At 35.8% G+C, this 13,891-nt stretch carries 16 protein-coding genes; 6 read left to right on the top strand and 10 right to left on the bottom strand.

The genetic code is table 11. The features are described from left to right. The 6 genes from EGI24_RS19500 to EGI24_RS19475 form a co-directional block, all read right to left on the bottom strand. Window positions 1–843 (bottom strand): hypothetical protein, encoded by an 843-nt coding sequence (locus tag EGI24_RS19500; protein ID WP_255050266.1) that lies wholly within the window; start codon window positions 841–843, stop codon window positions 1–3. Between the two features lie 17 nt (window positions 844–860). After that, the gene (locus EGI24_RS19495) at window positions 861–1,406 is read right to left on the bottom strand and encodes an RNA polymerase sigma factor (RefSeq protein ID WP_255050265.1); all 546 of its coding nucleotides are present in this window, start codon (window positions 1,404–1,406) and stop codon (window positions 861–863) included. A gap of 60 nt (window positions 1,407–1,466) precedes the next feature. Further along, a complete protein-coding gene (locus EGI24_RS19490; protein WP_255050264.1) occupies window positions 1,467–2,420 on the bottom strand; it encodes a transketolase family protein in 954 nt (317 codons plus the stop codon). A 12-nt stretch (window positions 2,421–2,432) separates the two neighbouring features. Then, window positions 2,433–2,987, bottom strand: a complete 555-nt coding sequence (locus EGI24_RS19485) for a DUF4276 family protein (RefSeq protein WP_255050263.1) — start codon at window positions 2,985–2,987, stop codon at window positions 2,433–2,435. Further along, window positions 2,981–4,222, bottom strand: coding sequence for an AAA family ATPase (locus EGI24_RS19480; RefSeq protein ID WP_255050262.1), 1,242 nt, complete (start codon window positions 4,220–4,222; stop codon window positions 2,981–2,983). The genes EGI24_RS19485 and EGI24_RS19480 overlap by 7 nt, the downstream gene beginning before the upstream one ends. Before the next feature lie 98 nt (window positions 4,223–4,320). Beyond that, window positions 4,321–5,187 (bottom strand): transketolase, encoded by an 867-nt coding sequence (locus EGI24_RS19475; protein WP_255050261.1) that lies wholly within the window; start codon window positions 5,185–5,187, stop codon window positions 4,321–4,323. A 245-nt stretch (window positions 5,188–5,432) separates the two neighbouring features. On the opposite strand from EGI24_RS19475, the gene EGI24_RS19470 reads away from it, so the two are divergent. Continuing rightward, entirely contained in the window at window positions 5,433–5,849 is a 417-nt protein-coding gene (locus tag EGI24_RS19470; RefSeq protein ID WP_255050260.1) for a hypothetical protein, read from the top strand. Here EGI24_RS19470 and bcp read toward each other — a convergent pair. The 3 genes from bcp to EGI24_RS19455 are packed head-to-tail and all read right to left on the bottom strand — an operon-like array spanning window position 5,846 to window position 8,769. Then, window positions 5,846–6,295 (bottom strand): thioredoxin-dependent thiol peroxidase, encoded by a 450-nt coding sequence (gene bcp / locus EGI24_RS19465; protein WP_255050258.1) that lies wholly within the window; start codon window positions 6,293–6,295, stop codon window positions 5,846–5,848. The two genes, EGI24_RS19470 and bcp, sit on opposite strands and share 4 nt — an antisense overlap. Continuing rightward, window positions 6,292–8,160 carry a M23 family metallopeptidase gene (locus EGI24_RS19460; RefSeq protein WP_255050256.1) on the bottom strand — a complete coding sequence of 623 codons (1,869 nt, stop codon included), beginning with the start codon at window positions 8,158–8,160 and terminating at the stop codon, window positions 6,292–6,294. The genes bcp and EGI24_RS19460 overlap by 4 nt, the downstream gene beginning before the upstream one ends. Continuing rightward, window positions 8,161–8,769, bottom strand: coding sequence for a fumarylacetoacetate hydrolase family protein (locus tag EGI24_RS19455; RefSeq protein WP_255050255.1), 609 nt, complete (start codon window positions 8,767–8,769; stop codon window positions 8,161–8,163). Between the two features lie 99 nt (window positions 8,770–8,868). On the opposite strand from EGI24_RS19455, the gene EGI24_RS19450 reads away from it, so the two are divergent. The 5 genes from EGI24_RS19450 to EGI24_RS19430 all read left to right on the top strand — a co-directional run bounded on the left by EGI24_RS19450 (window position 8,869) and on the right by EGI24_RS19430 (window position 12,390). Further along, window positions 8,869–9,705 carry a M48 family metallopeptidase gene (locus EGI24_RS19450; RefSeq protein WP_255050254.1) on the top strand — a complete coding sequence of 279 codons (837 nt, stop codon included), beginning with the start codon at window positions 8,869–8,871 and terminating at the stop codon, window positions 9,703–9,705. A gap of 370 nt (window positions 9,706–10,075) precedes the next feature. Further along, window positions 10,076–10,663: a hypothetical protein gene (locus EGI24_RS19445; RefSeq protein WP_255050253.1), complete on the top strand. Its 588-nt coding sequence runs from the start codon at window positions 10,076–10,078 to the stop codon at window positions 10,661–10,663. A gap of 154 nt (window positions 10,664–10,817) precedes the next feature. Next, window positions 10,818–11,390: a hypothetical protein gene (locus tag EGI24_RS19440; protein ID WP_255050252.1), complete on the top strand. Its 573-nt coding sequence runs from the start codon at window positions 10,818–10,820 to the stop codon at window positions 11,388–11,390. Next, entirely contained in the window at window positions 11,390–12,133 is a 744-nt protein-coding gene (locus EGI24_RS19435) for a hypothetical protein (RefSeq protein ID WP_255050250.1), read from the top strand. Before EGI24_RS19440 ends, EGI24_RS19435 begins: the two co-directional genes overlap by 1 nt. Further along, window positions 12,130–12,390 (top strand): hypothetical protein, encoded by a 261-nt coding sequence (locus EGI24_RS19430; protein WP_255050249.1) that lies wholly within the window; start codon window positions 12,130–12,132, stop codon window positions 12,388–12,390. The genes EGI24_RS19435 and EGI24_RS19430 overlap by 4 nt, the downstream gene beginning before the upstream one ends. A 152-nt stretch (window positions 12,391–12,542) precedes the next feature. Here the strand turns inward: EGI24_RS19430 and dnaJ are convergent, their stop codons facing one another. Beyond that, window positions 12,543–13,700, bottom strand: coding sequence for a molecular chaperone DnaJ (gene dnaJ / locus EGI24_RS19425; protein WP_255050248.1), 1,158 nt, complete (start codon window positions 13,698–13,700; stop codon window positions 12,543–12,545). Between the last annotated feature and the right edge of the window lie 191 nt (window positions 13,701–13,891).

The following is a 13,891-nucleotide window of genomic DNA, read 5'->3' as shown; positions in this document are numbered from 1 at the left end:
TTAAATGTCATTTTCTTTCAAATACTTTTCTATTTCTTGCTCCGTCAATTCTACATTTTCGTGAATTGGAGTTGTTTCGGTCACCAAAGTGCTCAAATCTGCATCTGTCAAATTTTCCTCGGCCAAATAGGCTATCATTTCTTCTGAGCTGATTTCTGCAAACTCATCTTTGGTTTTTTGTTGATTGTAAACCAAAACAGAAAAAGCTCCAATCAATAAAACAGCTGCGGCATTTCTAAAATATACCCATTTGTTTCTGACAACTATAAATTTGGCTTTCTTGGTTTCAACCGTTTTGCTTAGAATGTTTTCCTCAAGTTGGTTAAAATAGCCTGAAGGCGTGCTTAATTGTATTTCTTTCGTTAAACTTTCGATTTTAACTTTGGCTAAAATCTGACTTTCTAAGTCCTCAAAATAGCCTTTTGTTGTTTTATTTCCCTTTAAATCCTTTAGTTTTTCAATTTTGACTTTAGAAAAAATCAAATCTTCCATTTCGTCAAAATAAGCTTCTGGAACTTCAGGTTTAGCTTGATCCTTAAGCTTTTCAATATGGACTTGAGAAATTATTTGAGACTCCAAATCTTCGATATATCTTTCTGGCGTAGATAATGACTTGATATTTTGTAATTTATCTATTTTTGAAAGAGATAAAATTTCATTTTCAAGTTTATCAAAATATCCTTTTGGTGTAGCTATTTTTTGGAGAGATTTCATTCTCTGAATACTTACCTCTGCAAGAATATTCTCCTCCAATTTCCCAAAGTAACCTTCAGCAACTGTAAACGGTGATTTTATTTTGCTTTCTTCGATATTCATAAAAACTTTTTCTTGTCTCTTTGACATTTATTCTGTCAAAAGGTTTAGTTCTTGGTAAGAAATTCCTCGATTTTTTTCACTGCAAAGTGATAAGTAGCTTTTAAACCACCTACACTGGTTTCAGTTATTTCGGCTATTTCCTCGTATTTGAGTTCCTCAAAATACTTTAGATTAAAAACAACTCTTTGTTTGTCAGTCAGTTGCAGAAGTGCCTTTTGAAGTTTAATTTCTATCTCTTCTCCATCCATATATGTGTCACTTTTGGAAGATTCTAGATGAGAAACCAAGCCTTCGTTGTCGTCAATGGATATTCCTTGATCTTTTTTCTTCTTTTGTAGAAAAGTCAATGCTTCATTGGTGGCTATTCTATACAACCAAGTGTACAATTTAGAATCACCTCTGAACTTATCCAGATTTCGCCAAATTTTTATGAAAGATTCCTGCGTTACATCATCGGCATCATCGTGGTCGATTACGATTTTACGCACGTGATAGTACAATTTCTCTTTGTATGCCTTCAAAATGCCTCTGAAAGCCTTTTCATGGTTTTCAGGATTTTCAAGGAGCTGAATAATTTCTTCGTCTTTCATAAAAATAAAAAAAGTCTTGGAGTGACCTTTAGACACTCCAAGACTCAAAAGGTTTAATAATTATTTTCTAGCAATAACTTTTTTTACAGCTTCAATGATATTTTTAGAATCCAAACCATATTTAACCATCAATTGCTCAGGAGTACCCGACTCACCGAATGAATCATTCACAGCAATATATTCTTGAGGAGCCAAGAATTCTTTGGCCAATGTTTGAGCAACGGCATCGCCTAAACCACCATTAGCTTGGTGTTCTTCACAAGTTACTACACATTTTGTTTTCTTTACAGATTTCAAAATAGCAGCGGTATCCAAAGGCTTGATAGTATGTATGTTAATAATTTCGGCATCAATTCCTTGTTCAGCCAAAACTTCTCCAGCTTTTATGGCTTCCCATACCAAATGACCTGTGGCTATGATCGTTACGTCTTTTCCTTCGTTCACCATCCAAGCCTTACCGATTTCGAATTTCTGGTCAGCCGGTGTGAAAACTGGCACTACAGGACGACCAAAACGCAAATAAACCGGACCTTCAAAGTCAGCAACGGCTTTGGTAGCAGCTTTGGTTTGGTTATAATCGCATGGGTTTATCACGGTCATGTTTGGCATAGCACGCATCATGGCGAGGTCTTCCAATATTTGGTGTGTTGCACCGTCTTCACCAAGTGTAAGACCAGCGTGAGAAACCGCAATTTTAACGTTTTTGTCAGAATAAGCTATCGACTGACGGATTTGGTCGTAAACTCTACCCGAACCGAAGTTGGCAAAGGTGGTAGCATAAGGAATTTTACCGCCTATGGTCAAACCCGCCGCTATACCCATCATGTTTGCCTCAGCAATACCTGTTTGGATAAAACGCTCAGGGTGATTTTTGATAAATGGAGCAATTTTGAGTGAACCTACTAAATCGGCACACAAAGCCACTACATTGGGGTGGCTCTCACCCAGCTCAGTCATGGCATCGCCAAAACCCGAGCGGGTATCTTTTGATTCTGTAAATGTATATTTTTTCATCGTATTAAATTACTAATTAGATAATGATTTTAATTTTTTAATAAAATATTTTGCACTGTCACAATTTGGATGGTTTGCTGCATTTTCGATTGAGAAACCGTTTTTGAGCATTTTTTGGGCTAGACGAGGTTTACTTTTACCGAAACTTTTATCGTCATTTAGTCGAACAATTTCTTTTATAGGCTCATCATAACTTTCAGGAAAATCGACATTAATTTTTTTTTCTAATAATTTACTCAAAGCAAAATTATCTGCCAAATACCACGATTCAAATTCGTTTATTGCAATTACTCCAATTTCGTTTTCTGTCAAATCCGAACTTTCTTTCAACTTTGAAGGACATTCATCTTTGTCTAAATCAAATAAAGCCAAAACAACTTCTGCTCCTTTATCTTTAATAGTGGCTTTGTGTTTCTCAAACCTACCACCAAAGAATTGATTTTTGGATCCAGTTTCTTGCACAGCAATAAGTTCAATAGATAATTCTCTCAAAAAGGAAATAAAAGGTTCACTTTTCAAAACTATTGTCTCTGATTCTCCCTCGCAGATGATTCCGAGTTTTACCATGGAATACCTCCTCCCAAAGCATTACTTAGCCAAGCCTCGTCCATTTCGAAGCCATGTAAATTGAAATCTTTTAATTGTTTTATTCTTGTTTCACCATCAACTTTATCCACCAAAATTACTTCATGAGGCTTAAGTTTGGATACCAAAGTTTGGGAGTGTGTATTAATCCAAATATAATGTCCGTATTCCTCACAAGCATCTCTGAATAGATTAACCAATTCCTTAACTACCTTTGGATGCAATCCATTCTCAGGTTCTTCGATGCACAGAAATTGAGGTTCATCAGATTGGAGAACTGCTGTTAGCATTGCTAAGATATTGAATGTCCCATCAGAAATCAAAGAAGTATTAAATGGAATATTTGATTTCTTTTCAAAAATTTGCAAGCCATTTTTTCCACTAATTTCATTTTTAGAATATTTAAGATCTTCAAATTCTGGAATAAATAATCTCAACCAATCTAATAATTCTTCTCTCTTAACCTCATTTTTTAAAAGGAAAGATATTGCTTTTTCTAGATTTGAACCATCATTTTTCAAGAATCTCTTAAAGTTACTTCTATCTTTTATTCTACTATTGAGGAAAATCCTAGAGAACGAATCGAAGAACTGACTATAATTGGAGTTTTGCAATAATGTCCCAATTTCATTATAGAATTCACTATTATCCAAGTTAAAGTTTTCAGTAGAATATAATTCTTCCTTATCAGCTAACTTGTCTTTGTGAACTGGAATAGTAAAGCTGTAGCTTCCAACCTTAGAAGACAATAATTTGTCGTATCTATTTATTAAAAAATCAAAAGGTACTTCTGCAAAAGAAGGGTCATTTTCGAACCTTTCATCATCTTTAAATAGAATTCTAAACATTTCAAGATACTTGGACTTATTCAAAATTGCCTCATCTCTTAAATGCTTCAATTGTTCATCAGTCTCTTTATTTTTTTTTCTCCAAGAAAACAAAACAACCTCTTTATCAAATTCATAGCCAATACTTAAAAATGGAATTTCATTATTGACATTTAAAAAAGACTCACAATCTCCAAATTGTCCTTCAATTTTAGTTTTTTTGTCGTAGTCTGTTTCATCTGTCATCAAATTAGCAAACTCCAAAGCCTCAAAAATATTAGATTTTCCACTTCCATTTGGCCCAACAAACACCGTAAATGGGTTGGGTCCGTTGATGGTGATATCAACGATGGATTTGAAATTTTTAATATTTAAGCTTTTTATTTTCAATATCTTATGAAATATTTTAGAGTTTTTACCTTCGACTCCGCTCAGTCATCAAATCTATTTATGCCTTATTGCCTTTTGCCTTGATGCCTAAAAAAAAATCAATAATCAGCTAAAGTTGAAGGTAACTGAGCCAATGCTGCGGCCAACTGCTCGTCGTTTGGAGCTATGCCATGCCATTTGTGGCTTCCCATCATGAAATCTACGCCAGCACCCATTTCTGTGTAAAGCAATATCATCACTGGTTGTCCTTTTCCTGTCAATCTTTTGGCTTTTCTAAGTCCAGCAATACAAGCTTCAATGTTATTGCCTTCTTTGATTTCCATAACGTTCCATCCAAAAGCTTTGTATTTGGCTTTCAAGTCGCGGTTTGACATTACTTGCTCCGTAGAACCGTCTATTTGCTGACCGTTCAAGTCAATTATACCTACCAAATTATCCACTTTGTGATGTGGTGCAAACTGTGCGGCTTCCCACACTTGGCCTTCTTGTTGCTCACCGTCACCCATCAAAACGTAAACTAGATTTTTGTCACCATTCAGTTTTTTGGCCATTGCGGCTCCAATACCTACTGACATACCTTGACCTAAAGATCCAGAGGCAACTCTGATGCCTGGAAGACCTTCGTGCGTGGTTGGATGACCTTGAAGTCTTGAATTCAATTTACGAAAAGTACTTAACTCTTCTATTCCAAAATATCCTCTTCTAGCTAAAACCGAATAAAACAAAGGCGAAGTATGGCCGTTTGAGAGGAAGAATAAATCCTCATCGATTCCGTCCATTTTAAATGAAATATAGCCGCCTTTACCTTTGCGATTATTGATTTTCATCTGTTGGAAATATAGTGCTACTACGATATCCGTGCAGCCTAATGACCCACCTGGGTGGCCGGACTTACAACCATGCACCATGCGTACGATGTCGCGTCTTACTTGGGTGGCAATGTCCTTGATTTCTGGGGTTTGCATTTAAGAATTAGAATTTTGTTAATAATCTTCACAAATTTATTAAAATATTGCTGCTAAGCCTATAATTGTTGTAAGAATAGCAAATATTTATAATAAGTGTCAAAATTACACGTAAAATTATTTAAAACAAAATTTGTCAACCTTAATAAACCAAAAAGAGTGATAAGCAAGGGTTTAAATGAATTCAAAAAGGATGGTTTTATGCAACATTTATTTGTCGGCATCGACTTTAGTGAAAAAACTACATGAAGCGAGCTCTGTTTATCTTGGTTTTAATGACTAACTATACGTTTGCACAATCTGTAAAAATTGATTCATTGGTGGCCATAATAGTGAATGCAAATGTGGTTTCAGGTTATACCAAGGGCATCAATGGGATTATATCCGAAGAATATCAAGCTTACAAAAGCCTGTTAGAAAATTGCAAAAACGAAGAGTTGATAGTTTTGTGTCGGTACCCAAACGCCTGTGTGCGGTGTTATGCTTTTTTGGCTCTTTTGAACAAAAACAGAACTTTAGCTGAAGAAATGCTTGCCAGTGCCGATTTTGATAATGAAAAGGTCACCATAATTAATGGCTGTTTTGGACAAAGGATAACGGTTTCGGATTTTATGAAATCTCGAGGCCGAGAAATACAAAATCCTTTTAGTTTCAGATATTAAGGAGCTATTTGCTCCGAATGTCTTTTGGATTCTACTTTTTCTATAATGTCAATGATAATTCCCTTTTCGTCTATTAAGAAAGTAGTTCTGAGGGTGCCCATGTACGTTTTTCCGTACATCATCTTCTCAGCCCAAACACCATAATCATTCACCATTTTCATAGAAGAATCATCCAAAAGATCAAATGGAAGTTCAAACTTAGTTTGGAATTTTTTATGAGATTTAGCCGTATCTATACTTACACCTAAAACCGTATAACCTTTGGCTTGTAGTGCTGAATAATTGTCTCTTAGGTTACAAGCTTGGGTGGTACAAGTGGGCGTGTTGTCTTTCGGATAGAAATAAATAACTATCTTTTTTCCGGCAAAATCACTCAATTTTACCGTATTTCCATCTTGGTTTATGGTTTCGAAGTTAGGAGCTTTTTGGCCTATTTCTAATTTCATTTTTCTGTTATTTCTGTTTCAAAAGTACCCACATTATCGCAATTGTCGGTTATTTTTAAAACCACTTTGCCTAGAAAAGGTTTTGAAGAATCTAATTTTTCCGACCAAATCATGCCATTTTTGTATTCGAAGTTCATCAAAACCCATTCGTCGTTTACAAAACATGCTATAGTTTTAATGCCCGACAAACTATCCGATATTCTGAACTTAAGGCTTTCCTTTGTTAATGCTTTTGGTGAAATTGCCGGTGCATCAAGATCATAAAGCGTCAGGATTTTCCCGAATTCTCTGGTTTTAAAACTCAAAGTAGAACCTTGCCAATCACCACCTAAAAATTTCATCTTTCCTGCCTTCAAATATGCTTTGTATTTGTCAGGATAAGCTGGAAGTGTATTTTTTTGCCAAACAATATCCGCATAACCTTTGATTGGTATGACATCATCATGAAGATTTAGCTCTGAATCATTCACGGTGATATTAACAAATGCATCATCATATAGCACATCTTTGAAGTTTGCTTGTAGGTTATCTTTAATAAAAATTGGATTCGATTTTTTTATCGCAGTGTTAACGGGTAGCACGATAGGTATTCCATTAAGCGAAATGGATTCAGGAAAGCCCAACTTGAGATCTAAAACCTTGATTTTAGTTTGTCCAAGTATCTCATCAAAAGGCACTTGTGTGATCGAATTTCCTCTTAGCAATTCTAAACCATTAAACTCATTATTTGGATCCGAGACATCAATTTTCAAGAAATTATCCAAAACCTCGGTTTTAATTTTCGCAGATGAAATGATGGCGGAGTTTCTTTCTTTTTCCATAAAAATCTGGAATTCGGCAAAAACAGTATTTGCAAAGGCATCGTTTACCCTCAATTCTACCAAATTGGTATCACTTTCTATCCTAAATTTACCAGCCAAATCATTAGTTTTATAGAAGTCAAATGTATTGCCTTCCTCTACATAACATTTGTGTATTTTCTGACCCGATTTGGTCATTTTCTCATAATTGGCATGAATGTTCATGTCCAATTTGTTGTCAAAGGCCATTTTGTCAAGCCTAAAATTATATACTGCTTTATCGTTTACCACCAAATTTATTTGGTTAACTCCTTGACGAAAAGGGCTATTATTTGCTCTATCGTAGGTCAAAACTTCCAATCCCAATGTGCCTTTTGCGGAAATTTTTTGAGGAATTCTGTATAAACCGTCTTTACCTTTTACTACAGAAAAGTTAAAAATTCCAAACTTCCCATTAATCCTAGCATCTGCAGACATACATTTGAGTGAAATCTGCTGTATAATAGGCTGAACGTTATCTTTCAACTCGGCAAAACCAAACTGAGAGGGATCTAAGACGTTTTCTTCTGCATCACGAATCTCGAAATGCAAATGCGGACCAGCGGAACCACCAGTATTTCCTGAAAGTGCAATAATATCACCTTTTTTGACCAAAAACTGGTTCGGATTCAGTGTAATGTCTATTTCCCAAGTTTTCTGTTGATATTGCTGGCTGACCAGATATTTCTGTAATGTGTCGTTGAAAACTTTTAGATGGGCATACAAAGTGGTTAAACCATTTGGATGGGTAACATAAAGGGCATTTCCATAGCCACCGTTTTGGATTTTAATGCGAGAAATATATCCTTCAGCCGCGGCATGCACATTTTTGCCTTCAACACCGCCTGTTCTGACATCTAATCCCGCATGAAAATGGTTTGTTCGAATATCTCCAAAGCAACCCGATAAGGAGGTAATTTGTCCAGGAGCAATGGGCATAATAAAGTATCCTTGAGGAAACTTCTGCTGTGCGGAAAGAGAAAAGTGTATTAAAACAAAGAAAACACCAAACTTCAAAAACTTCATTTATTTTATTTCAAAATCAAACATCACACTCTCTTCAATCTTACCCACTAATCTATCTCCAATTTTGACCGGTGAAACCCCTGCTGGTGTACCAGTAAATATTAAATCTCCAGTTTTTAGCGTGAAATACTGCGAAATAAAACTAATCAAATAATCAAACGAATAAAGCATCATGCTGGTATTGCCCGTTTGTTTTCTTTCTCCGTTAATATCCAAAGAAAAGTTGATATTTTGCATATCAAAACCCTCTTTCGATACAAAATCAGAGACTGGGGCTGAATCATTAAAGCCTTTGGCCAAGTCCCATGGCAAACCTTTCACTTTCAATTTTGATTGGATATCTCTTGCCGTAAAATCTATTCCAAGACCTATTTCATCATAATATTTATGGGCAAATTTCTCTTCAATATTTTTTCCCATTTTCGAAACTTTCAGTACAATCTCTACTTCATGATGGATATCTTGAGAAAATGCAGGATAATAAAAAGGTTCATTGTTTTTCAAAAGGGCCGTCTCAGGTTTTGAAAAAATTACGGGTTGATCAGGTTTTTCATTGTTGAGTTCAGCGATGTGTTCAACGTAATTGCGGCCTACGGCTAAAATTTTCATAAAAATTGAATTTCTTTTTTGCAAAAATACGTCTAAGCAACCAAATCTATCAAGTAATTTAGCGTTATTATCTTTTAAACAATAAAATCCTTCATAATAATGAAAAAGAACTATCGTGTAATAATTGGTTTAGTGGTTTTAATATCCTTTGTATGGGCTTGTCAACGTGTGCCTTTAACTGGTAGAAAACAAATGGTAGGTTTAGTGTCAAGTGACCAAATGATGGCCATGAGTTTTCAGCAGTACAAGGGTTTTTTGGATACCGTTAAGCAAGTTCCATCCAACAAATCTGATGCTAAAATGGTAGAAAGGGTTGGAGAAAGAATTAAAAAAGCAGCAGAGGATTATCTCATTCAACAAAATCTAGGTCACATGCTAGATGGCTACAGCTGGGAATTTAGAACTGTAGAAAACAAGGAACTGAACGCATGGTGCATGCCAGGTGGAAAGGTGGTTTTTTACACTGGAATTTTGCCTATTTGTAAATCCGAGGACGGTATTGCGGTAGTAATGGGTCATGAAGTAGCCCACGCTATAGCCGAACATGGCAGAGAAAGGATGAGCCGTGCAATGGTTGCACAAGGAGTTACTCAAGTTGGAGCTGCAGCAGCAGGTATTTATACGGGCGACCAAAGGGTTATGGAAATTGCCGGACAAGTTTTGGGTATTGGGACTAATCTTGGTGGAGTTCTTCCAAACAGCAGAAAGCAAGAATCTGAAGCTGACAAAATTGGTTTAATTTTTATGGCCATGGCTGGATATCAGCCAAAAGAAGCTGTGGCTTTTTGGCAAAGAATGGCCGATGCTGCTAAAAACTCTCAAAAGCCACCAAAATTGCTTTCAACGCACCCAACAGACGCTACTAGAATTGCAGAGCTTGAAAAAAATATGGATAAAGCCATGAAGTATTATTACGCTTACGGGAATAAAAAATAGCACTTCGGCTTCGCTCAGTGACCGCACTTCGGCTTCGCTCAGTGACCGCACTTCGGCTTCGCTCAGTGGCCACACTTCGGCTTTGCTCAGTGGCCACACTTCGGCTTTGCTCAGTGGCCACACTTCGGCTTCGCTCAGTGGCCACACTTCGGCATTTTGGATCCGCTCCATGTTCGAATTTAGCTGGTTGATTGGTTAGGCTTAAATGATTTAAAACAACTTAGTTGATTTTAGATTTCAAACTGAGTTAAAGGTTAGAAAAATCCTGTTAGAATTAAATTCTGACAGGATTTTTTTTGTTTTTTATACCAAGTTTCAAGTTTGGAACGTTTATTGAATTATTATTTCACAAATAGAAAAAAACCCTTTGATGTATAAAATACTCCTGCTTTTCATTCTTTTAATTGGTATTTCATCCTGCCAAAAATTTGAAAGCTTTCAAGAAAACGATCCAAGCTATGCAAACGAAGGTTATTTTATAAAGACTTCACTCAGCGAATCGGACTTGAGTAATTTTATAGTTGAAAAACCAATTCCAATTGATCAAATCTCAGATATGTACGTAGATGAAAAGTACTTATATGTAGCAGATTACGCAAAAGGAATGCATATTTTTAAAAACCCTAAAGATGTAAAACCAGAACCATTGCTGTTTATAAAGATTCCAGCCTTGAGAAAATTCACAGTAAAAGACGGGTTTATCATTTGTGACAACGGGAATGATTTAATTTCATTTAAAATTTCCGGCTTAAATCTAATAGGAAACGCTTCTCAAGTAACAGAAGCTTTTGCAGCAAACAAAGCAAATTTTGGTTTGATAAATAGAAAATCAAATTTGTTTAGCTTTCCAAATTATCCCATCGAACGTAATGTGTATTTTGAATGTCCTGACTCAGTAGATTTTGTGGTGGAATGGGAGAAAAAAGTAATTGATAAAAAACTAAATTGCTACCGATAAAATGAGACATTTGATAATATTGGTTTGTTTCTGCCTAATATCTTGCTCAAAAATAGAAGAAATTGGTTCTTTGCGAATTTTGGGAAGTAATACTGAACAGAACTTTTTCAATGAGACTACAAACAATCAGAACGTGTTTTTGAAAAAAAATGAAATGCAATTTCTAAATAATAGTTCTGTTTCTAATCTAAATTTGAATAAATTCACTGCAGATTCTTTGGATATTGAGAGAATTGCTGGAAGTTCGGATTCGCTTTTACTTCTAAGCAAAACAGGATTAAAAGCCTATTTTACCAAAACGAACAAAACTGTTCAGTTAAAAAACTATGCCTTTAGTACTTGTGACCAAATGGCACTTGTAGATAGTTTTGTGGTAGTTTCTCAAGGAAAAACAGTTTGTCAACCAGGTATAGCATCTAAATATTCGCTTTTTAAGATTAATAAATTTACAGAGTTGGTTTATATCAATCAATATCTTTCCGAATCAATTATAGACCTAAAAGTAATGAATAGAAAGATTTTCATGTTGGAAGCAGGTGGGGTTTTAGGTGTTTTTGAAATTAAGAATGGATCTGAATTGTCAAAAGTAACTGAGTTTTCAGTACCTACTGGTCAATTCATTAGGGTGGTACCAAGCCTAAGTAGAATATTGGTAAAAACGACCAAAGGTATGGTTCAATTAAGCTACAATGCAAACAATAAATTGGAAAAAATAAACGAGATTTGATGAAGACTTTTTTTAAAATATTAGCTTTCAATCTATTGTTTATCAATGCGATGGCTCAGCTGTATAACATTGAAACTAAGCCACTTTTCAATAAAAAACCTGTTCAGTTTACCCACGTCCCGTTTCTTTTATTGCGTTTTAACCCCACTTCTATGTTAGGTTATAACAATACGATTCAATACGGTGCCGAATTGGCTCCTCCGTTTGGTAAGTTCAGTTTTAGTTTCGATTATGGAAAAGGGAAAGGCTCTCAGAATTTAAATAAATATGTAAAGAAAAATCAAGCTGAAAACATCAATACCGAGTATAGAGGTGAGATAAAAATGTATTTTTCGGACTGGTTTCCATTTGCTGGGTTAGACAAAAAACCATTTGGAAGATACTATGCTGTAGAATATGTGCAAGGCAAATATGATAGAACTGTAGAAATGGCCACTGGCATTGGTGGAGTTCAGCTTCCATCTTATGCAAAATTTGACTTAGTACCTTACACTGAAAAAACACAAACCATCAATTTCAAATTTGGCAAGCATATCCATTTGCACAAGCATTTATTTTTGGATGCTTATGCAGGCTTAGGAATGGGAAAATATACAAGCATAGAGGAAGCAACCGATCCAGATGAGTTGGAAATTGTTCCTTTACACTTTGGATTTTTGAGCAATAAAACATTGAGGCAGCCCGGCACAAAGGGCTTGTTTTTTAGTAAAACCGCCGGAATTAGAATAGTAGTACCTTTATGAAAAATTTACTAATGATATTTATTTTGTTGGCTGTGAGCTCATGCTGGGCACCTCGCTGCCCAATGAATACTTGCCATGTTAGAATGGAACATCAACACGACGACGTGGTAGCTGGTGTGTATTCTGGAAGGTATTTAGTGCCACCAAGGATACATTTCTTTTGGGACAAAAAGAAAGGAGAATCCGCTCCAGATGCGATTCTAAGCCCAAAAGGCTCAAAGAAAACCAAGAAGAAATATCCGTGGGAAAGGTGGTAGAGTTGGGAAGTTAGAAAGATTGTAAATTGGAAAGTTACTAAATTGGAAAGTTTTTAATTGGGTAGATTATCCAAAGAAAATAAAATAAAAAAACTCTGATTTTGGCATATTTGCCTAAAAATCAGAGTTTTTTATTTAATAATGCAGTGTGCTTATTTGAAGAAATCTTTCATTTTATCAAAAATGCTCTTACCTTCCCCACTAGCTTTTGGTTGGAAATTCGGAGAGTCTCTAAGCTTTTCGAGAAGAACTTTTTCTTCTGAACTCACAACTTTGGGTGTATAAATATTTACGTATATCAGCTGATCACCAGTACCATAGCCATTGATATCTTTAAAGCCTTTACCCTTTAGTCTCAAAACCTCTCCAGCTTGTGTTCCGGGTTTAATCTGAATTTTCACACGGCCTCCAACTACTGGGATTTCAACCTCTTTTCCCAATACTGCATCTACAAAATTTAATGGAAGATCATAAATGATGTTGTTTCCATCTCTTTTGAGTTGCAGATGTTCTTCTTCTTCTATTTGAATCAACAAATCTCCTGCTACTCCGCCCCTAGCTGGCACATTGCCCTTGCCTGACATGGAGAGCTGCATTCCTTCTGCTACTCCTGCTGGAATTTTGATTGAAATCATGTCTTCTTCCAACACTCTACCTTCTCCAAAACAAGCCTCACACCTATCCAAGACCACTTTTCCTTCACCATTACAAGTATGACAGGTATTGGTTGTTACCATTTGGCCTAACATGGTTTGCTGTACGCGTCTTATTTGACCCGAACCTTGACAAGTACCACAAGTTTGTAGCGAAGTACCATGTTTTGAGCCGTTTCCTGAACAAACTTTACAAGAAACATAACGCTTGACTTTAATTTTCTTCTCAACGCCATTGGCTATTTCTTCCACGTTCAGTTTGAGTTTAATTCTCAAATCCGAGCCTTTCCTAACGGCTTTTCTACCTCCACCGGAGCGTCCGCCGCCACCAAAAAAACTTCCGAATGGACTTCCATCACCGAAAATATCACCAAATTGGCTAAAAATGTCTTCCATGTTTACACCGCCTTGACCACCAAAGCCACTGGCTCCACCCACACCTTCGTGACCGAATCTGTCATATCTTGCCTTTTTGTCAGTATCTGACAAAACGCCATAAGCTTCGGCTATTTCCTTAAACTTCTCTTCTGCCTCTTTATCGCCTGGATTTTTATCAGGGTGATATTTAATAGCGAGTTTTCGGTAAGCCTTTTTTAGTTCGTCTGCACTGACATTTTTGTCAACGCCAAGTAAATCATAATAATCCTTTTTTGCCATATTTTTTAGCTCTATTCTGTTAGCTTTTTTAATTGTTTCAACTTGAAATTTCAGCTAACTTTTAATTTCTATATTTTTTTAAGAACAGATTTATCGTTTAAATAAATTTTTATTGGATCGTGAATCGATTTCAAATTCTTACAACAAGATTCTACAACCCTAATTGACGAATAACCTCCCGATAGCTATCG

This window comes from Lacihabitans sp. CS3-21 (genome assembly GCF_024343675.1).
GTDB lineage: Bacteria > Bacteroidota > Bacteroidia > Cytophagales > Spirosomataceae > Leadbetterella.
The sequence above is the reverse complement of the archived record's forward strand: the minus strand, read 5'-3'. Positions and strand labels throughout refer to the sequence as shown.